The sequence below is a fragment of the Pseudomonas sp. AA-38 genome, from assembly GCF_029457475.1.
Lineage (GTDB): Bacteria > Pseudomonadota > Gammaproteobacteria > Pseudomonadales > Pseudomonadaceae > Aquipseudomonas.
In genome coordinates this window covers 4,791,851-4,815,349 of sequence record NZ_CP120359.1, presented here as the reverse complement: position 1 = coordinate 4,815,349, position 23,499 = coordinate 4,791,851, and the positions used below count along the sequence as shown (strand labels likewise).

Genomic DNA, 23,499 nt, shown 5'->3' with positions numbered 1-23,499 from the left:
CCGGAGCGGTCGGTGAAGCAGGTCGAGATTCAAGGTGTATTCATAGGGAAATCCGAAGAAATTGGCGGTGGGCTCAGTGTCGCGCAACGCAAGCAACGGGTCGATCATCGCCTGTGGTTGTGGCCGCAGGGCCTCGGCCAGGACGAGCAGGGCGACGCCCGCTTCCACGGCGGCCCCGAGCGCGCCCTGCACCACTACCCGGCGGAGCACTATGAGCACTGGCAAGCGCTTTACCCGCAGCTGGACTGGTCACGGCCGAGCTTCGGCGAGAACCTCTCCAGCCAGGGGCTGACCGAGGCACAGGTGTGCATTGGCGATGTGTTTCGGTGGGGCGAGGTGCTGCTGCAGGTCAGCCAGCCACGCTCGCCTTGCTATCGCCTCAACCGTGAGGGGCTGCACCCGGAACTGGCCCAGGTGGTTCAGGACAGTGGTCGCTGCGGCTGGTTCTATCGCGTACTCAAGCCGGGCTTCGTCAGTGTCGAGCTGCCATTCGAGCTGGTGCAGCGCCGCTATCCCAGCCTGAGCGTGGCGCGGGCGCTGCAGCATTTCTATCACTCGCCCATGGAGCGAGCCGGCCTGCAGCAGTTGCAGCTATGCCCGGCGCTATCGGCGCGCTGGCGTGAAATCGCCGCGCAACGTTTGCGCAGCGGCCGTCTGGAAAGCTGGTCGGCGCGTCTGCTCGGCCTGCCGCTGGAGGGGGCGGTCGCCGAGGTGGAGCGTCGTTATGCGTGATGGCATGGCACGGCTGCAACTGATGGGCGAGCACGCTGCACCTCTGTTCGTGCGCGGGCAGGGCTCCTGGCTGTGGGACGCCGACGGGCGCGCCTATCTGGATTTCGACCAGGCGCAGGGAGGCAACAGCCTGGGCCACAGCCCGACCCTGCTGCTGGATGCTCTGCGCCGTCAGGCCGAGCAATTGATCGGCCTTGGGCGCGAGCAGTGCAGCCGGGGGCAGCTCAAGCTTGCCTCACGCCTATGCCAGGCCACGGGTAGCGAGCAGGCAGCGTTCTGCAGCGACGCCGCGCAGGCCAATGCGCTGGCCGTACGCCTGGCCTTGCAGACGGCGGCAGAACAGAAACCCGCGGCCGATACCCTGGTGTTGCTCGATGGCAGCCACCTCGGCTTATCGCCTCAGCCGGGGGCGAAGCGGGTAGTGCGGGTGCCGTTCAACGATCTCGACGCCCTGGTCGCCGTGGTCGATCTGCATTGCGCCGCCGTATTGCTCGAACCGGTGCAACAGGCTGCTGGCGTGGTACCGGCGACTCTGGAATACCTGCAAGGCGCGCAGCGGCTCTGCCGCGAGCAGGGCGCCGTATTGATCCTCGACGAGACTGGCAGCGGTATGGGGCGTTGTGGCGCGCTGCTGGCCGAGGAGCTGTACGGCGTGCGCGCCGACCTGTTGACCCTTGGCGGCGCGCTCGGCGGCGGCCTGCCCCTGGCCGCCGTGCTGGCCCGTGGGCGGATCGCCGAGGCGTCTGCGGCCTTGCTGCCCGTCTATCCAGCCGAAGCGTTGCTGACAGCCGCCGGTGTTGCGGTGCTCGGCGCTGTGCTCGAAGGCAGTTTCTTCAGCCAGGTGCGCGACGTCAGCGAGCATTTGCGCGAAGGCCTGGCGCGATTGTCTCGGCGTCATGGCCATGGCTCGCTGCGTGGTCACGGCCTGTTGCTTGGCTTGCCCCTGATCGGGGTGTCGGCGCGTTCGGTGCAGCGTGCCGCATGTGAACAGGGGTTGTTGATCGGCGTTGCACGTAGTGACTGCCTATGCCTGTCGCCGGCCCTGACGGTGAGCCATGGCAACGTCGAGGAAATGCTGCGCCGACTGGGCCGGGCATTGCAGCGGGGCGAGCAGCGCTGCGAGGAGGTGGCCTGATGCGTATTGCGGTGATTCAGCACAGTGCGGGTGTAGGCCCTGCGGCAATGCAACAGTGGCTTGGCGGGCACCAGGTTAGCTGGCACCGGGTTTTCGCCGGTGAGCCCTTGCCGAGCCTGGAGGATTTCGAGCTGCTGCTGTTGCTCGACGGCTCGTTGAGCGTACATGACGAACGCCAGCACGGCTGGATGGGTGCAGAGAAGTGCCTGATTCACCAGTCGCTGATGGCGCGCAAGCGGGTGTTCGGCAGCGGCTTGGGCGCCTTGCTCCTGGCCGAAGCCTTGGGCGCACGCATCGCAGGTGGCCCGCAGGCAGCGCTAATCGGCTGGTGGCAATTGGAAAAGGACCCGCAATCGCGCCAGTCGCCCCTTGGCCGCATGCTGCCGCAGCGTCTGCTGGCGCTGCACTGGCAGCGTGAAAGTTGCAGCCTGCCGCACGGCGCGATCGCCCTGTACGGCTCTACGGCTGCGGCCTTGCAGGGCTTCGTCTGGCAGGAACGCGCCATCGGTTTGCTCTGCCAGCTAGAAAGCGATGCCGAGAGTCTCGATGAGCGCCTGCCGCGGGCGTCTGCCGATCTCGCTCTGCCGGGCGAGGTGCAGGATCGCGCCAGCATTCGTGACGGCGCGCCACATGCCGCATCGACCAACGCCACCCTGTTCCGCCTGCTCGATTACCTCTCGGGTGCCCACGCCCATATGACCTGAACACCCTTTTGCGAGTCTGTCGCAGCGCCCCGTTCTACCGTCGGGGCGTTTTTCTATCCTTATCTGCGTCTGGCATGTAGCGTTCCAGAAGCATGGCGACTCCTTGTTCATAATCGTCGGTATCCATCACGCGACTTTGCTTGGGCAGCACATAGGCAACGCCCATCAACTTTTGAGCCCGAGTGGCCAGGCGATAAAAGCTGGCTGTCTGGCTTAAGTGAACGAGAGGACGTCTGGGAATCACGCTCTGTTGCCCATTGGGCAATACGATCTGCAGCGTGTCGGGGGTGATGTGCCAGGTATGCACGCCTGGCAACGTGGTACGAGCATGTTCCATCCGTTTGCGCATGCTGGCACTCAGAGAAGTATGGCTGCGCAGACGGATACGCTGTTCCCGTTCCTGGCCTCTTTTTTGGCAGAACGCTACGAGGTCAGTGCTGTAACGCCGCAGGATGATGAACGCCAATGGTAATACGAGCACCAGAGCAATGATGCTCTCCACCGTATAGCGGCCATATAGCAGCCAGGGCGACAGTGCTGCGCCGAGCAGGCCCAAGCCCATGAGCAGCCTGGCCAGGTAACGTCCTTGCCAGTCGGTTAATGCAGTGAAGTATGTGCCGTTGCGTTTCACCCGAGCATCGACGGTCTCGTCGATCAGTGTCTGAACGTCCTCCGGGGTTAGTTCAAAATGGACTTCCATATCGCGTCATTCTCTGAGTGAAATAGGCCTGCTTAGGCTATTCGGGATGATTCAGGCACTGCTCGCTGCCTTGTGCTGAGCAGTGCCTGATCCTGGCTTAACCGAGGTGCTTGGCCACCCACGCCGCATAGGCGTCGATGAATTTCTGCAGGAAGGGTTTGATATCGTCGCTGAGCTTGCCGTCATCATCGAAGAAATTGCCGGCACCGCCGAGATAGGCCTCCGGTTGCTGCAACACATGCACGTCGAGGAACACCAGGCACTGACGCAGATGGTGGTTGGCACCGAAGCCACCGATGGCACCAGGCGAGGCGCTGAGCACGGCGCCCGGCTTGCCGCTGAAACCGCTCTGGCCGTAGGGACGCGAGCCCACGTCGATGGCGTTCTTCATCGCCCCGGGAATCGAACGGTTGTACTCGGGGGTGACGAACAGCACCGCATCGGCCGCCTTGAGCTTGCTGCGAAAGGGCGCGTAGGTCGCCGGTGCGTTGTCGCCGTCGGCATCTTCGTTGTACAGCGGCAGGTCGCCGATCTCGAGGAGTTCCAGCTTCAGCGAGGCGGGCGCCAGGTCGGCCAGCGCCAGTGCCAGCTTGCGGTTGATGGAGGCCTTGCGCAGACTGCCAACCAGTACGGCGACGTTGTAGGTCTTGCTCATGTTTACTCCAGAGGCTGTGGTGGGGAAGGAACAATCACTATAGACCCCGGATGTTTCCGCAGGTGCCGGGCATGGGCATCATCAGGGCGCTGGATGCGTCCGAGCGAGCTCCGCTCGCTAGCCTCCGTCGCATCGGTAGATACAAAAAAGCGGGCCCGTTCAGGCCCGCAAGTTCACGCTCAAAGGCTTTGCAGGCACCGCGCCAGGCCGATGAGCTCTGGCTTGAACAGCCGCGCTTCCATCAGCTTCGGCTCACGCACGAGGGGGGCGAAGTCCATGCGCGCGAGGATGTCGCGCTCGATGTCCACGCCCGGCGCCACTTCGATCAGTTCCAGCCCTTCGCCGGTCAGACGCAGCACGCAACGTTCGGTGACGTAGAGCACCGGCTGGCCACGTTCGGCGGCCAGACGCCCGGCGAAGGTGCGGTGTTCCACTTCGGTGACGAACTTGCGCAAGTCGCCGTCCTGGACGATACACAACTGACCGTGCTCGATGCGGATATCCTGCGCGCCGGCGCTGAAGGTGCCGACGAACACCACCTGCTTGGCGTTCTGGCTGATATTGATAAAGCCACCGGCGCCGGCCAGGCGCGAGCCGAATTTCGATACGTTGAGGTTGCCCGCCGCATCGGCCTGGGCCAGGCCGAGGAAGGCGATATCCAGGCCGCCGCCGTCGTAGAAGTCGAACTGGTAAGGCTGGTCGAGCAGGGCGCTGTGATTGCTCGCCGCGCCGAAGTCCAGGCCCGAGGCTGGCACGCCGCCGATCACGCCAGGCTCGGCGGTCAGGGTCAGGCGCTCGATCACGCCTTCTTCGGCGGCGACTGCGGCGACGCCTTCGGGCATGCCGATGCCGAGGTTGACCACCGCGCCGGCTTGCAACTCCAGCGCGGCGCGGCGGGCGATCAGCTTGCGCACGTCCAGCGGCATCGGGGCCAGGCTGTCCACCGGTACGCGGGTCTCGGCGGCGAAGGCAGGGTTGTAGGCGGTGGCGAAGGTCTGCTGGTGATTGGCCGGCTCGGCCACCACCACGCAATCCACCAGGATGCCGGGGATCTTCACCTGGCGCGCATTCAGCGAGCCGCGCTCGACGATGCGCTCGACCTGGGCGATCACCAGGCCGCCGCTATTGCGCGCGGCCATAGCGATGGCCAGGCTCTCGATGGTCAGCGCCTCGCGCTCGAAGCTGAGGTTGCCGTCAGGGTCGGCGCTGGTGGCGCGAACGATGCCGACGTTGATCGGGAAGGTTGGGTAGAACAGGTAATCCTCGCCATCGATGGGCATCAGCCGCACCAGATCGACGCGGGTGCGTTCGTTGAGCTTGCCGCCGCCATGGCGCGGGTCGACATAGGTGCCCAGGCCGACGCGCGACAACTGCCCCGGCTTGCCGGCGGCGATATCGCGAAACAGTTGGGAGATCACCCCCTGCGGCAGGTTGTAGGCCTCGATGCGGTTATCCACCGCCAGTTTCTGCAACCCCGGTACCAGGCCCCAGTGGCCGCCGATCACCCGGCGCACCAAGCCTTCGTGGGCCAGATGATTGAGGCCGCGACCCTTGCCGTCGCCTTGGCCGGCGGCATACACCAGGGTCAGATCGCGCGGCGCCTGTTCAGCCATGAAGCGCTGCTCCAGGGCGATGGCGATCTGCTCGGCGAAGCCGATGCCGACGAAGCCGCCAGTGGCCAGGTTGGCGTTGTCCGGGATGCGCGCCACGGCTTCGGCGGCGGTCATGATCTTGCTCATTGCGGGTACTCGAAAGCGATTGAACAGAGTTCGGTACAGGGCGCGTCAAAGCGTAGCGAGCGAAGGTCAGGCAAGGCGCGTTCAGGCGAGGATGCGCAGTGTACTGATGTACATGAGCAATCCGAGTCTGAGCGCAACGCCGTATGACCGAGCGCAGTAGCTTTGTCGCGTCCTGTCAGAAGCTGCCGAACAGCGTGCCTAGGGTAATGACCACAGCCAGTGCCATCAGCGGGAAGGCCACGGTGTTGACGAAGATGAACTTGTACGACTCGCGGTGGGTAAGCTTGCAGATCGCCAGCAGCGAGATCACCGCGCCGTTGTGCGGCAGGGTGTCCATGCAGCCTGAGGCCATGGCGGCGACGCGGTGCAGCAATTCGGGGCTGATGCCGGCGGCGTTGGCCATTTCCAGGTACTGCGCGCCGAGGGTCTTCAGGGCGATGGACATGCCGCCAGAGGCGGAGCCGGTGATACCCGCGAGGATGTTCACCGCGACCGCTTCGGAGATCAGCGGGTTGCTGGAGACGCCCAGTACCAGGTCGCGGATGATGACGAAGCCGGCCAAGGATGCGATCACCGTGCCGTAACCCACCTCGGCGGCGGTGTTGAGGATCGGCAGCATGGAGCCGAAGGCGCCGTCGTTTACGCTCTTCTTCAGATCCATCCAGCGCTTCCAGTGCAGGGCGATCAGCAGCACGATGGCGGCGCCCAGGGCAGCGATGATCGACCAGATGCCGATCAGCGACTTGGCATCCTGCAGACCACCGTATTCCGGCTTGGCCAGGTAGCTGGTGTCGACGGCTGGCAAAATCTGCTTGGCCATCAGGAAGTTCAGCACGATCACCACGAAGATCGGCAGCAGTGCCAGCCAGAAGCCTGGGATGTCGCGGCGCTCCTCACTCACCGGGTCGTCGCGGTGCTCACCATAGCCTTCACCCGCGGCCATCAGCTTGCGCGACTGCGCGGTAAGCCACCAGGTGCCGAGGCCGAACATGATCAGGCCGCCAATCACGCCCAGGCCCGGTGCGGCGAAGGCGTCGGTGCCGAAGAAGGGGTTGGGGATGGCGTTCTGGATCGCTGGGGTGCCGGGCAGCGCGGTCATGGTGAAGGTGAACGCACCGAGAGCGATGGCGCCGGGCAGCAGACGCTTGGGAATGCCCGCCTCGCGGAACAGTGCGGCGCCGATCGGATAGACGGCGAAGGCCACCACGAACAGCGACACACCGCCGTAGGTGAGGATGCCGCAGGCCAGCACGATGGCCAGGATGGCGCGCTCGCTGCCGACCTTGGCGACTATGCCGTGGGCGATGGCGCGCGCCGACCCCGAGTCGTCCATCAGCTTGCCGAACAGCGCGCCGAGCAGGAATAGCGGGAAGAACTGGATCACGTAGCCGCCCATGGCCTTCATGAACACCTGGGTGTAGGTGGGCAGCAGCAGGGCGATGTCGCCGGCGAACAGCAACGCCAGCAGGGCCAGCAGCGGGGCGAGGATCAGGACGTTGATGCCGCGATAGGCGAGGTACATCAACAAGGCGAGGGAAATAAGAATACCGAGGGTACCCATGGGCGGTTCCTTTTGTTGTTGTTCTAGCGGCTCGAGGCCGTTTTATCGGGAAGGCGCAGATGCGTCAGCGCGCCTTTGCCGGATATAGAGCCAGAGTCGTGCCAGGCTGGGGTGAGGCTTTCGTCGATAAGGCTGGAGGGCTGATGGCCAGCGGGTCTCAGGCGGTTATGTCGGATACAGTGCTGCCAGGATGGATGTAGGTGACTGTCCAGTTTTCTGGATTAAGTCCATATTGTTGGACTCTATTTGATATGGATTCCAGAATTCTGGACGCGTAGCCCGGATGCAATCCGGGGCTTTTGCGGGGCCTGATCCCCGGATTTCATCCGGGCTACGCAATTGCGGCCGACAACGTTATCTCTAGGAGCGGCTTTAGCCGCGAAGCATTGTTGGGCACATCGTCGGCAAGCCGGCTCCTACAGGATGAGGCGCTTAGCCCCTGCGCCCCAGCCCATGCTGTGCCAGCTTGGCGTAGAGCCCGGCGCGGGAAATGCCCAGGCGTTCGGCGGCCAATTGGCGATTGCCGTCGGTAGCGGCCAGAGCCGCCAGCAGCGCCTGGCGCTCGGCCTGCGCCAACTGCTCGGCCAAGGTCTGCGCTGTGCTCGTTATCAGCGGCGCAACGGGCACCGGTTCACTCGGCGCCACTGGATCGACCAGCAAACCACGCAAAGCTTCTTCATCCAGTCGCCCATCGACCGCCAGTTGCGCCCGTTCCAGCAGGTTGCGCAGCTCACGCACATTGCCCTTCCACGGCTGCGCGCAGAGCAGGGCGAGGGCATCGTCCGTCAGCTCCATGGGTGCCAGGCCGGAGCGGTTGGCCAGGTCGTCCAGCAGGTGTTCGATCAGTGCCGGAATGTCGCTGGCACGCTCGCGCAGCGGCGGCACGCGCAGGGTCAGCACGTTGAGGCGGTAGTAGAGGTCGTCGCGAAACTGCCCGGCGGCCACTTTGGCTTCCAGATCGATATGAGTCGCCGCGATCACCCGCACGTTGAGCGGCTTGACCTGGTTGGAGCCGAGCGGCTCCACCTCCTGCTCCTGCAGCACGCGCAGCAGCTTGGCCTGCAATGGCAGCGGCAGGTCGCCGATTTCATCGAGAAACAGGGTGCCGCCGTTGGCCACCTCGAACTTGCCGATGCGCCCCTTGCGCTCGGCGCCGGTGAAGGCGCCCGGCGCGGTGCCGAACAGTTCGGCCTCCACCAGGGTTTCCGGGATCGCCGCGACGTTGACCGCGACGAAGGGCCCGTTGGCCCGTGGCGACAGGTTGTGGATGCCCTGAGCCAGCAGCTCCTTGCCGGTGCCGGTCTCGCCGCGGATCAGCACCGTGGCATCGAGTTGCGCAGCACGGCGGGCCTGGCGCTTGACCTCGCTGGCCGCACCGCTGGCGCCGATGAAGCCGGCGATGGTGTAGCGCGCCCGCCGCGCCTTGGCCAGCTCGTGCTGGGTGGCGAGTAGTTGCGTCTGCAGGTTGGCGTACTTGGCCATCAGCGGCTTGAGATGGCGGGCGCGGTCGAACAATACGAAGCCCAGGGCGCCGACCAGGGTGCCGTCCTCGTCGCGCAGCGGAATGCGGGTGACCACGAAATGCTCGTCGCCGAAGGCCATCAGATCGAGCATGCTCGGCTGGCCGCTTTCCACCACCTCACGTAGGCGGCTGGCCGGCAGCACTTCCTCGATTTCCTTGCCCAGCGCCGTGCGCGCATCGGCGATGCCCACCTTCTGCGCGTACTTGTCGTTGATCCAGACGATGCGCGCCTGGCGATTGACCGCGATGGTGCCCTCGCACTGGGCATCGAGGTGATCGAACAGCAGTGGCATGGCCACGGCGCGAAAGCGCTCGGGCGACACGCCGATGATCAGGCCGTGCTGGTCGAGGTCGTCGCGAGAAATGGCCATGGGCGAATGTCCGGTATGAAATGCCGCCGATTATGGGCAGTGCCAATCACGACGGGCAATGTCGACGGACATCAGACAATGGCATTCGTTGCACGCTTCTGGAATAGTTGGGCGGCTGCGCGTAACCCGCGGCACCTGCCGAACGCCCACAAGGCCTGCCCGGCAGCCGAGACACCTGCCGTGTCCCTTTCGCATGCCGACCGGGCATGCCTGGCGAGCCAACCGCCCGCCGCTGGATCCGCACCGCTGTGCCGGTGCCACAACGACAACACCAAGATCCACACAAGGACGCCCCATGAAACTCAAGCGACTCTTCTCCGCGCTCGCCGCCGGCGCTGCGCTGACCGCCCTGTGCGCCACCGCGCAGGCGCGTGAATACTCCGTTTCCACCGTGCTTTCGGATGCCTTTCCCTGGGGCCAGGCCGCGCAGAAGTGGGCCGATCTGGTCAACGAGCGCTCTGCGGGGCGCATCACCCTGCGCGTGTACCCCAACGCGCAACTGGTCGCCGGCGACCAGACCAAGGAATTTTCCGCCATGCGCTCGGGCCTGATCGACATGGCCGTGGGCTCGACCATCAACTGGTCGCCGCAGGTGCCGGAGCTCAACCTGTTCTCTCTGCCGTTTCTGATGAAGAACGACGCCGACCTCGACGCCATCACCCAGGGTGAAGCCGGCAAGCTGGCCTTCGCCGCCATCGAGCAGCGCGGCATCGTGCCGCTGGCCTGGGGCGAGAACGGCTTCCGCCAACTGTCCAACTCGGCCAAGCCGGTACGCAGCCCGGCCGATCTGGTGGGCCTAAAGATCCGCGTGGTCGGCTCGCCGCTGTTCCAGGACACCTTCACCGCCCTCGGCGCCAACCCCACGCAGATGAGCTGGGCCGACGCCAAGCCGGCGCTGACCACCGGCGCGGTGGACGGCCAGGAAAATCCGCTGTCGGTCTTCGACGTGGCGCGTATCGACCAGGTTGGCCAGAAGTACCTGACCCTGTGGGACTACATGGCCGATCCACTGATCTTCGCCGTCAACCAGCGCGTGTGGAAATCCCTGCCCGAGGAAGATCGCGAGCTGCTCAGCCAGGCCGCGCGTGACGCCGGCAAGTGGGAGATCGAGCTGTCGCGTGGCGCTCAGTCGAAGCGCCTGGCCGACATCCGCGAGCGTGGTGTGGAAGTGATCGAGCTGACCGACGCCGAGCGCGCCGCCTTCGTCGAGGCCACTGCCAGCGTGCAGGAGAAATGGGCACCGCGCATTGGCGACGCGCTGATGGAAGCCGCGCGCAAGGCCGTGGCTCAGCCCTGATTCGTTTTATCTGACCGGAAGCTCCCTTAGCCTGCTCCGCTCCCCTCTCCCATTCCTGGAAGGGGGGCGGGGGAGGGCAGGGGGCGCCGCCGCGCGATCACATTGCTCCGGTCATTCGAGGTTCCTATGAGCAAACAAGTCGACGCGCCGCTGGAGCGCGTGCTCGCCACCCTGGCCCTGGTGATCATCAGCCTGATCAGCCTGGCCAACGTGGTGGTGCGTTATTTCACCGATGCATCCTTTGCCTTCACCGAGGAAATCTCGGTGTTCCTGCTGGTCATCCTCACCTTTGCCGGTGCCTCGGTGGCCATGCGCAGCAACCGACACATCCGTATCGGCCTGCTCGAGCGCCTGTTCCCGCGCCTGCGCACGCCTTTGATCCTGCTGCAGTGGCTGGCCGGCGTGCTGGTGCTGGGGCTGGTGTGCTGGTACGGCGGCCAGTTCGCCTGGGAGGAGTTCCAGTGGGATTCCGAATCGCCCGGCCTCGGCCTGCCCAACTGGTGGTACGTGATCTGGCTGCCGATCCTGGCGCTGCTGGTATTCGTGCGTTTGACCCAGATGACCCTTGATCGTCTGCGTGGGAGGATCAGCGATGAGCCCTGATCTCTGGCTGATCCTCAGCTTCGTCGTGCTGCTGGCGCTCGGCGTGCCGGTGGCCTTCGCCCTCGGCCTGTCCGGCGCCATCGGCATCATCGCCGGCCTGTCGCCGGACATGCTCGCCACCCTCGGCACCAACACCTACAACGGCGTGGCCAAGTACCCGCTGATCGCCATTCCTCTGTTCATCCTCACCGGCCTGGTGTTCGAGAAAGCCGGCGTGGCGCTCAGACTGGTGCGCTTCGCCCAGGCGCTGATCGGCCCACGGCATGGCGGCCTGGCCTTGGTTGCGGTGCTGGTGTGCCTGATCATGGGCGGCATGAGCGGTTCCGGCCCGGCCGATGCTGCGGCCGTGGCCATGGTGATGCTGCCGAGCATGACCAAGGCGGGTTATCCCAAGCCGTTCTCGGCCACCCTGATCGCCGCCTCGGCCTCCACCGCCATCCTGATTCCGCCGTCGATTGCGCTGATCCTCTACTCCATCGTGGTGCCAGGCGTCGACCTGCGCGCGCTGTTCGCTGCCGGCCTGTTCCCCGGCATTCTCGCCGGCCTGGTGCTGTTGCTGCCGGCCTGGCTGCTGTCACGTCGTTATGGTTGGGAATCCCCGGAGCAGGGCGAGCGTCCGGCCATCGGCGCGAGCTTCAAGCAGGCGCTGCCGGCGTTGTTCGCCCCGGTACTGATCCTCGGCGGCCTGCGCAGTGGCCTGTTCACACCGACCGAAGCCGCCGTGGTCGGCGTGGCCTACGGCGTGGCGATCGGCCTGTTCGTCACCCGCGAGCTGGACTGGCGCAGCCTCTGGCGCCTGTGCGGCGAGGCGGGGGTGATTTCCGGCGTGGTCATGCTGATCATTGCCCTGGCCGGCATCTTCGCCTGGGCCGGCACCCTGCTCGGCACCTTCCGCCACCTGGCCGAATGGCTGATCTCGCTGTCGGACAACGGCTGGGTGCTGCTGGCGCTGGTGATGCTCGCGGTGCTGCTGGCCGGCATGCTGCTCGATGCCATCTCCATCTACCTGATCCTGATGCCGATCCTGATTCCGGTGATGCAGCACTTCGGCTGGAACCCGGTGTGGTTCGGCATCCTGCTGGCGATGAACATCGCCATCGGCCAGTTCACCCCGCCGGTGGCGATCAACCTGATGGTGACGACGGAGGTGGCCAGGATACGCCTGGAGCAGACCGTCGGCTGGGCGGCGCTGTTCGTCGTGGTGATGGCCAGCGCTTTGCTGCTGGTGGCGATCTTCCCGGAAATCGCCCTGTGGCTGCCGCGCGTGCTGGGCTACGCGGTGTAAAGGCCTGTGTCGTTAGCCTGTCTACCAGAGGTGCGGTTAATGACGCCCCGAGCGTCCCTCTTCGGCTTGGCTGTTGGGAGGCTATACAGCCACACGGCCGCGCGAGAAGTAGGTCGAGAAACGCCCGCAAACAGCCAGGATAGACGGCTTCGGGCAGGAATACTGAAGATGCCTGGGACGATTTTTTACTGAACTCCTGAGCATCTGAATACTCGACTGTATAGACAAGAGAAATAATTCTATGCCGTCGAGAGGATGCTCGGTCGAGCCGAATTTCATGCGCGGAGAGGTGCTAGATGGAAAGAAAATAGCGAATCCGCAGGGGGTTGTCTTTGCCACTCATCAATTGGTAATGACAACCATAATGGAGTCTTTATGCCCAAAATCACTGACAAGTTCGTTCTACGAATGCCCGAGGCACTACGTAACCAGATTCACGAAAAAGCTGAATACAACTATCGCAGCATGAACAGCGAAATCGTCTTCCGCCTGGAGCGGTCGGTCGATTGCGAAGCCGAACTGGTACACCAGAAACAACTGGTGCAGTTGCTGGCCAATCAGCTCGAGGAATCGCGCAACTCGGCATGAGCCTTGCCGCTCACGCCTTAGTCCTGTCCCTCCCCCACTTACTGCCTAGCAGAACGCACAAAGCCGCGCATTGCGCGGCTTTGTGCGTGAGATGGGCGATTGCTACTCGTCGCCTGCAGAGAAGTCGTAATCCATGGACTGGCTGGGGCCCTGCAGGTAGTAGCCCTGGATGAAGTTGACCCCGGCCTGCCACAGGGTAGCCAGCATGCTGGCGCTCTCGACGAAGGGCACGATGGTCAGCTTGGCCTGGGAATGCAGGCTGGCAAGCAGGGTCTTGAGCGCCTCCTGATTCTCGGCCTTGCCCAGATCCTGAGTGAAGGAGCCGTCAACCTTGACGAAGTCGATATGCAGGTGCTTGAGCGCATTGAATGGGTTGATTGCACAGCCGAACTGGCTCAGCGCGACCTTGCAGTGCAGCTCGGCCAACCCCTGGGTGAGTGCCTTGGCCTGTTTGAGGTAGGCGATGGCATCGGGTTCGCTGAACTGGAACACCAGACAGTCGGACGGCAGGCGGGCGGCCTTGAGCGCCACGCTGAGCCAGGGCAGCAAGGTCTGATCCTGCAGGCTGGAGGTGGACAGGTGCACGAACAGGCGGGTGTTGTGGCCCTTGGCGCGATGGCTGGCGAGTATCTTGATCGAGTTGAGGATGACCCAGCGGTCGATCTTCTCGCCCAGGCCGGCATCGCGGGCAGCGGCCATGAACTGTGGCGGCGGCACCTCCTCACCTTGTGGGTTGAGCAGGCGTAGCAGTACTTCGTAGTGTTCGTGGGCGTCGCCACGCAGGCTGATGATGGGCTGGAACAGCAGGCGGAAGCTGTTGTTCTCCAGCGCCTGCTGCACCATGGCCTGCAGGTTGCCACGGTTGGCAGCAGCGGCCAGTTCCTCGGCGGGGTTGAAGATCTTGATGGCATTGCCGTCGCTCAGCTCATCGGCACAGCGATGGGCGCGCTCGATGACTTCCTGAACCTTGGCGGTCTTCTCGCTAAGACCGGCAACACCAATGGACAGCGTGGTTTGCGCCGTGCGCCCGCTGATGTCGAAGAGATGCCCTTCGACTTTCTTCAGCAGTTCCTTGAGCGCTGGTGTGCACTGTTCGGGCGTTTTTCCGGGTAGCAGCGCAGCGAACACATCGTCGCCGAAGCGAGCTAGCTGGGTTTCCACCGGGAAGTGCGCGCGCAGCAGGCCGGCGAGGTCGGTCAGCAGCAGGTCGATGCCGGCCAGGCCGATATCACCCTGCAGGCTGGCATAACGGTCGACGCGGATATAGGCGAGCGTGGCCGGCTGTTCCCCCTTGACCGCGCGTTCGGCGGCGACATCCATCAGCTCGATGAAGTGCACGCGGTTGAACAGGCCAGTCACCAGATCCTGACTGCTGATCTCGCGCAGTTTTTCCTCCAGCTCGGCATTCGAGGTTTCTGCGCGAATGACCGCCTGAATGCAGGGTTCGCCATCGTAGGTGGCAGGGGAGAGGCTCATCTGCGCGGCAAAGCTGCTGCCGTCGGCGCGCACGCCGTGGCAACTGAGGTCGGCGCTCCCTTCATCGTTCTGGTAATGCTTGAGGAAGTCCTTGAACGCCCCTTGGTCGGCACTGGCGATCAGGTCGATCATCGGCATGCCTTCCAGCTCGTCGGCATCGCTGTAGCCGAACAGCTCGAGATAAGCACGGTTGGCATAGATGTGCATGCCGTCGTGCACATAGGTGATGGCGTCCACCGAGCTTTCCAGCAGCAACTGGCAGCGTTTTTCCGCTTCACGCAGGGCCAGTTCGGCCGCGCGGCGGGCACGGCGCTCGGCCAGGTTGGCCAGCTCGCGCTTGGCCACCAGCACCAGGCGTTCGTCCTCGCCCTGGGGCAGCGCATCCTGAGCGCCGAACATCATGGCCTCGGTGATGGCTTCGGACTCGTTGTCGGCGACGAGCTGAATGACCGGAATGTCCTTGGCCAGGCGGCGAATGGCGGTGATCGCTTCGCTGGGCTCCAGCAGTTCGCTGCTTGGTGCACAGATCAGCAGATCCCAGGTGTTCTGCAAGGCTTCGGCCAGGTCATCGCTGGAGACCAGGCGGTGCACGCGGGTGGCATGGCCGGCGTTGCGGAACAGGCTGACCAGGCGCTCAGCCTCGTTCTGCGAATCCTCGAGGATCAGCAGGCGGATGGTTTTCTTGTCGATGGCCATAGGGGAGGGTCAATACCGCGCCGAACGGGCGCGAAAAGGCGACGAATGGTGAAGTTTCGGCAGCCTACAGCGACTTCCAGAGCGAGTCAAAATCTTCCTCTCCAGCAGGCTTCTGGCTTTGCGAGGCTGTGACGGGAGTCCCGCCCGTGACCTCTTCCTGGTTGGCGCGGTGGTACTCGAACTGGCTGAAACTGCCGGTGCTGAGCTGGCGCCGTGTCAACGTGGCGCGATGCTCCACGCCCTGGTTGTTGATCAGCACCTTGCTGCCTTCCTGGAAGGGCAGGCGGGGTGTGATCAGGCTGGCCGGGCGGGAAATGGCCGCGATCTCCGGCAGCAGCAAGGCACGCAGGTACTGGCTGTTCTGCTCGGTCTTGCGCAGCAATTGCAGGCCGCAAGGTTGCGCGTGCGGCGCGATCAGCTCGATGCCCATTTGCGTGCCGCCGCCACGCACCTGACGAATCCAGCGCACGATGGCCACACTCCAGCCCTGGCTGGGGTTGTCCTGGACGCCGAGCAACTCGCCAGCCTGAAGCTGGCTGGGCACGTCCTTGACCCAGGACAGGCAGTAGCCGCCCGGGCTGTGGTTGACGATCAGCAGCGGGTAGGTGGGATAGCTTTCCTCGGCGCTGGCTGCGGGTTCCTGCTCGCCTGGGGTGGTCTTGCTGTACTGGATTTCCTCGAAGTGAATCTCTTCGCTGGCCGTGCGTTGGGCATCGAAGGCATTCGACCAGATATCCGGCTCGCCCGTACTGGGCTTGAACACGGCAGCACCGACTTCCACCGGGCGCCTGAGCAGTTCGGCGAACGAGCGCTGCCCGGAAAGGAAGAAGTGCAGGGCGGTCATGCCGATACACAGCGTCAGGGTGCCCTGGCCTGGCGTGCGCTGGAAGGTACGCTCGGCGATATCGCCCCAGGCGGCTGCAACATGTTGCAGCAGATCCAGGCTGATACCCTCGGGCATTGGCAGGAGCGACTTCTTGCGTTCCTCTTCCGGTTGCGTCAGGTAATCCTTGATGGTGTCGACCAGCGGCTGCGGATCGATGCCCAGCAGCTTGGGCAGCTCGCTACTCTGATACAGCGATTTGTAACGCGGCGGACCGTCGACCTGTGGCGCCAGCACGAACAGGCTGCTGGGGTGATCGCCAGGTTGCAGGCGTACCAGTGCGCTCCAGGGCTCCAGCGCTTCGGCCAGGCGGGCGATGCCGCTCTGGCGCATCTGGTTGGTGCGCGCGCAGCCCAGCAGCAGGGCCATGCTGTAGGTCTGCTGCGTGCTCAGACCTTGCGTCTGGCGTGCCAGTGGGTCGCGGATGACCAGGTTCTGCATGCGTTGCTCGACCGCGATCTGATAGAGCAGGTGCAACTCCAGCCACAGCCCCTCCGGCACCGGGCAATAGAGCTGGCTGGCGCGGATCAGTGGGCTGTACAGGCTGTGCATGGCGCGCTGCAGGGCCACGGCCAGCAGTTGTTCACGATCCTTGCCGCTACGATTGATGGTGCGGGTGATGATCAGTTTGTAACCGATGGCCAGGTGGTTCTGCAGGGCCTGGCACAGGTTGGCCACCTTGCGTGGGCGCTCGTCGAGGACGATGGCCTGGTTGAGGAAGTGGCGTTCCAGATGCTGGCAGACGAAGTAGATTTCCGGTCGCAGCAGTTCCAGCAATTGCAGGCGGTTCTCGGAAGGCGTCAGGAGCTGGTTGATCTCCACCAGGCTCTGATAGAGCTGGCGTGCCGTTTCACCGATGTTGGCCTTGGGTAGACCAGCGATCCAGCGTTTCAGGTCACGCGGTGTCCCGTCGCAGAACCCCAAGCGCTCTTTGCTTGGGGTTGGCACGCGTAATGAAAGCAGGTGAGGACTCTGTCTATCCATAAAGCTTGGATGCTCCAGGCCACTGAAAAAGGCGAGCGGCTTCGAGGTTCATCGACCTCATGTTTTCCTGCACTCTAGCAGCATCTGTCGCTCATGGCAGCCCATACCCGGGGTGGGTGACGGGCTGACGCTGGATTGCCCGGTGCAGATGCCGTGTCGTCAGGTAGCATCGTGTGCCTGGCCCAGCAATTGCCCCATGCGCACGTTGCTGCCGGCGCCCAGGGCCTCGGCCCACTGCACCTGCTGCGGGCCGAACAGGACGATGGCGGTGGAGCCGAGTTTGAAACGACCCAGCTCGGCCCCCTTGGCCAGCTCGATCGGGGCGCGTGCCTCGGCGTCGTAACGGGTGCTCCTGAGTTCACGCTTGGGCGGCGTGACCAGGCCGGCCCAGACGGTTTCGATGCTGGCGACGATCATCGCGCCCACCAGCACCACGGCCATCGGCCCGCGCTCGGTGTCGAACAGGCAGACCACGCGCTCGTTGCGGGCGAACAGCTCGGGCACGTTCTCTGCCGTGGTCTGGTTGACCGAGAACAGGCGTCCCGGCACGTAGACCATTTCCCTCAGCGTGCCGGCCAGCGGCATATGCACGCGGTGGTAATCCTTGGGCGAGAGGTAGACGGTGGCGAACTGGCCGCCCATGAAGGGCGCGGCGCGCTCGGTGTCGCCACCGAGCAGTTCCACGGCGCTGAAACTGTGCCCCTTGGCTTGGAAGAGTCGGCCGTGCTCGATGGCGCCGAGCTGGCTGATGGCGCCATCGGCGGGGCAGAGAATGGCCCCCGGCGTCTCGTCCAGTGGGCGCGCACCCTCTTTCAGAGCACGGGTGAAGAAGGCGTTGAAATGCTCGTAGGCATGCAGGTCTTCGACCTGGGCCTCGCTCATGTCGACGCGGTACTGCTTGGCGAACCAGTCGATCAGCGGATTCTTCAACCAGCCGATGCGGCATTCGGCCACGCAGCCGATCAGGCGCGAGAGCAGGTGATGAGGCAGCAGGTACTGGCTGAGAATAAACAGGCGTTGTTTCATCGTGTGTCCTTGAAGGTTCAGCGTTCGATCGGCGTATCGGGCAGGTTGCCCCATTCCGACCATGAGCCGGCATAGGCCTTGACTCGTGGATAACCGAGCGCCTTGGCGACCACATAGGTGAAGCCGGAGCGGCGGTGGGTCTGACAGTGGGTGATCACTTCCTTGTCTGGCGTGATGCCGAGTGCGTCGAGCACCTCGGCCATGTCCGTGCGGATGCGCAGATCACGCTGGCCATCCATGCCGGCTGTCCACTCGAAGTTGATTGCGCCTGGAACATGCCCGCCCCTTGCCGAGTTGAGCTTTTCGCCGCGGTATTCCTCGGCGCTGCGCGCATCCCAGATGGCCAGGTCGGATGCGCCCAGGCGTGCTTGCAGGTAGTCGCGCGTGGCGGTCGGGGCTTCGCTCAGGCTCAACTGCACGGGGCTGTCGCCCGGCTCTGGCACGCTCTGGCTGAGCGGGCGGCCTTCGCCGATCCAGGCGCGCAAGCCACCGTTGAGAAAGTGCTGGCGGGGATGACCGATGACGTCCAGCAGCCAGATGAAGCGGCCGGCCCAGCCGCCGCCTTCATCGTCGTACACCACGTAGGTGGCATCCGGACGATGGCCCAGCTCGCTGAACAGCGCTTGCAACTGCGGCAACTCCGGGAGTAGCCCAGGCGCTGGGGGCTGGCCGAGCTGGGTGCGCTTGCTATCGACCCAGCGCGCGCCGGGAATATGCCCTTCGGCATAGCGTGCAGCGCTGCTGAGATCGACCAGTATCAAGTCGTCCGCATCCAGGCGTGCGGCGAGCTCGGCGGGTTCTATGACCAGCGGCAGATCGGCGAAGGGGGACATGGGGCCTCCCGCAATGGAAAGAGGCCGATTGTAGCGGAAAGGTCGCCAGGCTTGTGGCTTTGCCCTCAGCGTGAGCGTTTGCTGAAGTTGCTCAGGGCGCGCTCGATGCATTGCGCCGTTTTGGCAAAGGCCTGCAGGCCGCTCTTGGTGAACGGCTGCCCGCCCTGGTCGGCGAGCAGCAGCATGACCACTCGACCATTGTTGGCAAGTGAGCGCAGCAGCAGGTGCTCGCCCACGAACAGCGCCTTGAGTTCGCCTGGCAGCAGGGCCGAATACTGCGCGGCATTGTCCGGGGTCAGGCGCAACTGCCCAGGCTGGCTGAGCAGGCGGCGCAGGATATGGCTCTTGGCCGGGTCGAGGTTGAGCCCTTGTGCGGCCTTGCCCAGGCCAGCGCTCTGTTGCGCTTGCAGGCGCGTATGTTGGCGGTCGGCAAGCAGTAGCAGGATGCGCTGCAGACCACAGGCCTGGAGGGCATCGCGAGCGCAGGTGATCAATTGTTGCGAGTTGCTGAAGTCGCTGGGCTCGCGAATCAGGCGCATGCACTGCTGGCGCCAGGCCTCGGGCACGGCCTGCTTGGCCGCGCCCGCGCGCGGCTCGGCGGACACCAGATGGCGTGCCTGCCAGGGCCACAGCAGTGCTTGTGCCGGGTGCCAGAGGCTGGGATCGTGCCCGGTTCTAGCGCTGCTGACTGCCTGCTGGTGCACCTGCTGTTGCACGTCGCTCAGCGGTATCTGCAGATAGAGCCCGACCAGGCGTTGCCAGCGCAGGCAGTGGTCGGTATTCCAGGCATGGTGCGCCGACACGGCCAGGCCGTTGGCCAGCAATACGCAATTGCTGGGCTGGGTCAGCCAGTGGCGCAGAGGAATGTCGGCGTCGAGCATCTGCTGCTGATGCAGAGGATGTTCGTTGTCACGGGCGATATGCAGCGCCTTGACCAGTTGCCGGCGATCGCGGGCCAGTAGCTGGTAGCTGCGCACGATCCATTCCGGCAGGCGCCAGCGCTCGGCCAGTTTCAAGCAGAGCTGGATCAGCGAAACACCCAGAAGTTCATGTTCGACCTTGCTGGCCGGCTCGCCCTTGACCAGCACGCGCTGCTCCCAGGTGTTGAACAGTTGTGGGTAGCTGCTGAGCAGGGGCCACAGCGGTGCGAGAAACAGCAGGCTGCAACCATGCAGCTCATTCCACAAGCGGGCCAGGCGCGTGCCGAACAGGCCGCGCGCCTGTTGGCTGGCATGCTGGCTGATCAGCAGAATCTGGCGCAGGGACTGGGGAATTTCCGCTTCCGGTATCGAGGGCGTCTGCTTGAGCAGGTTTTCGCAGCGTGCAAGGCCCAGGCGGGCGAGGGCGGCTTCCAGGCTGTCGGCCGGCTCGCTCAGGCTGCCGCCGGACTGGTTGGCCTCACGCAATATTTGCAGCGCGAAGGTTGGGCTAAGCTCTATCTGGTCGGCCATGTCGCGCCAGGTCTTGCGGCTGTCGGCCAGGGTGCGGCAAAGATGCGCATGCTGCGTCTGCTCGAGAGGCAGGCGTAAAGGGCCCAGTAGCTGCAACCAGGCATCGAGACTGCGCGGCATGGGTTTGGGGGTCGGCATCTTCAACGTGAGCCAAACTGGCTTTTGACCTTAACTGGCTATAGTCTGGCGTATAAGTTCCGATAATTAGAAGGGTTGTTTTCAATAACCCATCCACTAGGCTCTGCAAGCGTTTATTCCATGGTAAAAATCATAGGCATCATTGTCGTTTTTGGCTGCGTGCTCGGTGGCTTCATACTTTCGGGCGGGAAGTTCATGGCATTGATCCACCCTTTCGAGGTTCTGATCATCGGCGGTGCGGCACTAGGGGCGTTCCTGCAGTCCAACCCGGGCAACATGTTCATGTTGGTGTTCAAGAAATCCCTGAGCATGTTCGGCACCCGCTTCACCCATACCTATTACCTTGAAGTGCTCAAGCTGCTCTACGAGATTCTCAACAAGAGCCGACGCGAAGGCATGATGGCCATCGAGGCCGATATCGAGGATCCCAACGCCAGCGCGATCTTCAGCAAGTACCCCGGGGTGATCAAGGATGCGCGCATGACCGCGTTCATCTGCGATTACTTGCGCATCATGTCGTCCGGCAACATGGCGCCGCACGAGCTGGAGGGGCTGTTCGACATGGAGCTGGCCAGCCTCAAGGAAGAACTGGAACACCCGGCCCATGCCGTGGCCAAGGTGGCCGACGGTATGCCGGCCATGGGTATCGTGGCGGCGGTACTGGGTATCGTGATCACCATGTCGATCCTGGCCGAGGCGGACAACGCGCAGATCGGTGAGAAGGTGGGTACGGCACTGGTGGGGACCTTCCTCGGCATTCTTGCCTCCTACGGTTTCTTCGGCCCGCTATCCAACGCGCTCGAGCACGATGCCAAGGAAGAGGTGAATCTCTACGAGGCGATCAAGGCGAGCCTGGTCGCTTCTGCTTCCGGCATGCCGCCGACGCTGGCCGTGGAGTTCGGTCGCAAGGTGCTGTACCCGGCCCATCGCCCGAGCTTCAGCGAGCTCGAGCAGGCCATGCGCGGCAGCTAAGCGATGGAGAACAACCAACCCATCATCGTCAAGCGGGTCAAGAAGACCGCGGGCGGGCACCATGGTGGTGCCTGGAAGATCGCCTTCGCCGACTTCGCCACCGCCATGATGGCGTTCTTCCTGGTGATGTGGCTGATGACCTCGGCCACCCCCGAGCAGAAGAAGGCCATCTCCGGTTATTTCCAGGATCCCATCGGCTTCACCGAAAGTGCCAGCCCCTACGCCATCGACCTGGGTGGCACGCCGACGCCGGCACCCGAGCGCACCCTCAACCCGGATGTCTCGGAAACGCCGGAGAGTCAGCCGGACGAAACCAGTGTCAGCGCCGATCAGATCGAGACCCTGGCCGACAAGATGGAGCGTGAGCGTCTGGAGCTGCTGCTGCAGGAGTTGCAGAACAAGGTGGAGGAAAACCCCGAGCTGCAGCGCTTCAAGGATCAGATCCTGTTCGAGATCACTCAGGATGGCCTGCGCATCCAGATCATGGATGCTGCGAACCGGCCGATGTTCGCCCTTGGCAGTGCCGAGCTGCAACCCTACTTCGAGGACATCCTGCTGGCCATGGCCGACACCATCAAGGCCGTGCCGAACAAGATCAGCATCAGCGGCCATACCGATGCCAAGCCCTTCGTTGGGCGCGGCGACTTCGGCAACTGGGAGCTGTCGGCCAACCGCGCCAATGCAGCGCGGCGTACTCTGGTCGCCGGTGGCTACCCGGACGAGCAGGTGGCACGGGTGGTGGGCTATGCCTCGTCGGCGCTGTTCGACCGTGAAGATCCGTTCAATCCGGTCAATCGGCGCATCGATATCGTCGTTCTGACCAAGCGTGCCCAGCGCGATATCGAGGGTGAGCAGGGCAGTGAGGCCGCGCCTGCACAAGAGGGAGCGGCGCCGGCAGGAACGCCTGGCAGTGCGCCGGACAGTGGTGCCAAGGGCACCCCCGAGACTGACGCATTGCCCGCCGACCAGCTACGTCAGCGTCTGAACATCTTCGACAGCGGCGGCACCTCGCTCGACCAGCTCAACCGTCAGTAATCGTCCTGTGGCAGGCTGGCGATGATGTGCCGGTAGCTGGCCATGCGCTGCGGCTTGATGCGCCCATCCTCCAGGGCCTGCAGCAGGGCGCAGCCCGGTTCGCGGTCATGCTTGCAGTCGCGGAAGCGGCAGCGCCCGAGCAGTTCGTGGAACTCGATGAAGCCCGCTTCCACGTCGTCACGGCTGACATGCCCCAGGCCGAATTCGCGGATGCCGGGCGAGTCGATCAATTGGCCGCCGCCAGGGAAGTGGAACAGGCGCGCCGTGGTGGTGGTGTGCGTTCCCTTGCCGGTCAGCTCCGACAATGCACCGACCCGGGTATCGACGCCCGGCAGCAGGCTGTTGACCAGCGAAGACTTGCCGACACCGGACTGGCCGACGAAGACACTGACATGGCCGTTCAGGCGCTCCTGCAGTCGCTCCATGCCCCCGCCCTGGCGTGCCGACACCTCCAGCAGCGGATAGCCCAGCTCGCGATAGACTTCGAGCAGGGCGCTGAGCGCCTCGCTGTTGCCAGCGTCGATCAGGTCGGCCTTGTTCAGCAGCAGCAGGGGTTGGATGCCGGCATGCTCGGCGGCCACCAGGTAGCGGTCGATCAGGTTGGCATGGGGTTCGGGCAGGGGCGCGAAGACGATGACGATCTGGTCGACGTTGGCCGCCACCGGCTTGAGCTGGCCGCGCATGTCTGGGCGGCACAGCTCGCTGTTTCTCGGCAGTTGCGCGACGATCACACCGTCACCCTGGTTGCCTGGGCGCCAGACCACCTGATCGCCGGTCACCAGGGTTGGCAGGTTGGCGCGCAGGTGGCAGCGAAACACCTGACCGCTGCTTTCGCCCTGCAGCGCTTCGACTTCCACCTGTACGCCGAAGTGGGCGATTACCAGGCCGGTCTGCTCGGGACCCAGATCGCCGCCTTCCAAGGCTTCGACGGCACGAGATTCGCGCTTGGCCGCGCGGGCGGCGCGCTCGCCCTGGATTTTTTCGATGCGCCAGCTCTGGCGGCGGTTGAGTTGGCGTTTGGCCATGGAGCGTCCGGGTGGTGGAGTGTCGGTCGCGGCGAGTTTAGCATGGCGCTCTGGCGCCGATTCGGTCGCCTTGATCGAGGACGTGCAA

General features: G+C 64.2%; 20 protein-coding genes. 9 read left to right on the top strand and 11 right to left on the bottom strand.

Annotated elements, in window-relative coordinates; all coding sequences use genetic code 11:
* Positions 1-12: 12 nt before the first annotated feature.
* The 3 genes from PVE35_RS22115 to PVE35_RS22105 are packed head-to-tail and all read left to right on the top strand — an operon-like array spanning position 13 to position 2,571.
* Positions 13-732 (top strand): MOSC domain-containing protein, encoded by a 720-nt coding sequence (locus PVE35_RS22115; RefSeq protein ID WP_277372987.1) that lies wholly within the window; start codon positions 13-15, stop codon positions 730-732.
* Positions 725-1,867 carry an aminotransferase class III-fold pyridoxal phosphate-dependent enzyme gene (locus PVE35_RS22110; RefSeq protein ID WP_277372986.1) on the top strand — a complete coding sequence of 381 codons (1,143 nt, stop codon included), beginning with the start codon at positions 725-727 and terminating at the stop codon, positions 1,865-1,867. The genes PVE35_RS22115 and PVE35_RS22110 overlap by 8 nt, the downstream gene beginning before the upstream one ends.
* Positions 1,867-2,571, top strand: coding sequence for a type 1 glutamine amidotransferase (locus PVE35_RS22105; RefSeq protein WP_277372985.1), 705 nt, complete (start codon positions 1,867-1,869; stop codon positions 2,569-2,571). The genes PVE35_RS22110 and PVE35_RS22105 overlap by 1 nt, the downstream gene beginning before the upstream one ends.
* A gap of 34 nt (positions 2,572-2,605) precedes the next feature.
* On the opposite strand, the gene PVE35_RS22100 is transcribed toward PVE35_RS22105, so the two are convergent.
* From PVE35_RS22100 to PVE35_RS22080, 5 genes are all read right to left on the bottom strand, one after another.
* Complete coding sequence (locus PVE35_RS22100) at positions 2,606-3,271, bottom strand: hypothetical protein (RefSeq protein ID WP_277372984.1); 666 nt, start codon at positions 3,269-3,271, stop codon at positions 2,606-2,608.
* A gap of 97 nt (positions 3,272-3,368) precedes the next feature.
* Complete coding sequence (locus tag PVE35_RS22095; protein ID WP_277372983.1) at positions 3,369-3,926, bottom strand: NADPH-dependent FMN reductase; 558 nt, start codon at positions 3,924-3,926, stop codon at positions 3,369-3,371.
* A gap of 179 nt (positions 3,927-4,105) precedes the next feature.
* Positions 4,106-5,665: an acyl CoA:acetate/3-ketoacid CoA transferase gene (locus tag PVE35_RS22090; RefSeq protein WP_277372982.1), complete on the bottom strand. Its 1,560-nt coding sequence runs from the start codon at positions 5,663-5,665 to the stop codon at positions 4,106-4,108.
* A 175-nt stretch (positions 5,666-5,840) separates the two neighbouring features.
* A complete protein-coding gene (locus PVE35_RS22085; protein WP_277372981.1) occupies positions 5,841-7,226 on the bottom strand; it encodes a GntP family permease in 1,386 nt (461 codons plus the stop codon).
* A 432-nt stretch (positions 7,227-7,658) separates the two neighbouring features.
* The gene (locus PVE35_RS22080; protein ID WP_268179223.1) at positions 7,659-9,119 is read right to left on the bottom strand and encodes a sigma 54-interacting transcriptional regulator; all 1,461 of its coding nucleotides are present in this window, start codon (positions 9,117-9,119) and stop codon (positions 7,659-7,661) included.
* Positions 9,120-9,414: 295 nt separating this feature from the next.
* On the opposite strand from PVE35_RS22080, the gene PVE35_RS22075 reads away from it, so the two are divergent.
* From PVE35_RS22075 to PVE35_RS22060, 4 genes are all read left to right on the top strand, one after another.
* Positions 9,415-10,416, top strand: coding sequence for a DctP family TRAP transporter solute-binding subunit (locus tag PVE35_RS22075; RefSeq protein ID WP_268179222.1), 1,002 nt, complete (start codon positions 9,415-9,417; stop codon positions 10,414-10,416).
* 126 nt (positions 10,417-10,542) lie between these two features.
* Positions 10,543-11,019 (top strand): TRAP transporter small permease, encoded by a 477-nt coding sequence (locus PVE35_RS22070; protein WP_074939869.1) that lies wholly within the window; start codon positions 10,543-10,545, stop codon positions 11,017-11,019.
* Complete coding sequence (locus PVE35_RS22065) at positions 11,009-12,304, top strand: TRAP transporter large permease (RefSeq protein ID WP_268179220.1); 1,296 nt, start codon at positions 11,009-11,011, stop codon at positions 12,302-12,304. The genes PVE35_RS22070 and PVE35_RS22065 overlap by 11 nt, the downstream gene beginning before the upstream one ends.
* 375 nt (positions 12,305-12,679) lie before the next feature.
* The gene (locus tag PVE35_RS22060) at positions 12,680-12,892 is read left to right on the top strand and encodes an Arc family DNA-binding protein (RefSeq protein WP_268179219.1); all 213 of its coding nucleotides are present in this window, start codon (positions 12,680-12,682) and stop codon (positions 12,890-12,892) included.
* Between the two features lie 102 nt (positions 12,893-12,994).
* On the opposite strand, the gene PVE35_RS22055 is transcribed toward PVE35_RS22060, so the two are convergent.
* The 5 genes from PVE35_RS22055 to PVE35_RS22035 all read right to left on the bottom strand — a co-directional run bounded on the left by PVE35_RS22055 (position 12,995) and on the right by PVE35_RS22035 (position 20,379).
* A complete protein-coding gene (locus tag PVE35_RS22055) occupies positions 12,995-15,064 on the bottom strand; it encodes an EAL domain-containing protein (RefSeq protein ID WP_277372980.1) in 2,070 nt (689 codons plus the stop codon).
* A 64-nt stretch (positions 15,065-15,128) separates the two neighbouring features.
* Positions 15,129-16,931: a molecular chaperone gene (locus PVE35_RS22050; RefSeq protein ID WP_277372979.1), complete on the bottom strand. Its 1,803-nt coding sequence runs from the start codon at positions 16,929-16,931 to the stop codon at positions 15,129-15,131.
* Between the two features lie 159 nt (positions 16,932-17,090).
* Positions 17,091-17,957 (bottom strand): archaetidylserine decarboxylase, encoded by an 867-nt coding sequence (asd, locus tag PVE35_RS22045; RefSeq protein ID WP_268179216.1) that lies wholly within the window; start codon positions 17,955-17,957, stop codon positions 17,091-17,093.
* A 17-nt stretch (positions 17,958-17,974) separates the two neighbouring features.
* The gene (locus PVE35_RS22040) at positions 17,975-18,790 is read right to left on the bottom strand and encodes a rhodanese-like domain-containing protein (RefSeq protein WP_277372978.1); all 816 of its coding nucleotides are present in this window, start codon (positions 18,788-18,790) and stop codon (positions 17,975-17,977) included.
* 65 nt (positions 18,791-18,855) lie between these two features.
* On the bottom strand, positions 18,856-20,379 hold the full coding sequence (locus PVE35_RS22035; protein ID WP_277372977.1) for an HDOD domain-containing protein: 1,524 nt from the start codon (positions 20,377-20,379) through the stop codon (positions 18,856-18,858).
* 120 nt (positions 20,380-20,499) lie between these two features.
* Between PVE35_RS22035 and motA the strand changes: the two genes are divergently transcribed.
* Together motA and motB are read left to right on the top strand one after the other, a co-directional pair.
* Entirely contained in the window at positions 20,500-21,351 is an 852-nt protein-coding gene (motA, locus tag PVE35_RS22030) for a flagellar motor stator protein MotA (RefSeq protein ID WP_268179213.1), read from the top strand.
* A 3-nt stretch (positions 21,352-21,354) separates the two neighbouring features.
* The gene (motB, locus tag PVE35_RS22025) at positions 21,355-22,386 is read left to right on the top strand and encodes a flagellar motor protein MotB (RefSeq protein WP_268179212.1); all 1,032 of its coding nucleotides are present in this window, start codon (positions 21,355-21,357) and stop codon (positions 22,384-22,386) included.
* Here the strand turns inward: motB and rsgA are convergent.
* Entirely contained in the window at positions 22,380-23,411 is a 1,032-nt protein-coding gene (gene rsgA / locus PVE35_RS22020; RefSeq protein ID WP_277372976.1) for a small ribosomal subunit biogenesis GTPase RsgA, read from the bottom strand. The genes motB and rsgA overlap by 7 nt on opposite strands.
* Positions 23,412-23,499: the final 88 nt, after the last annotated feature.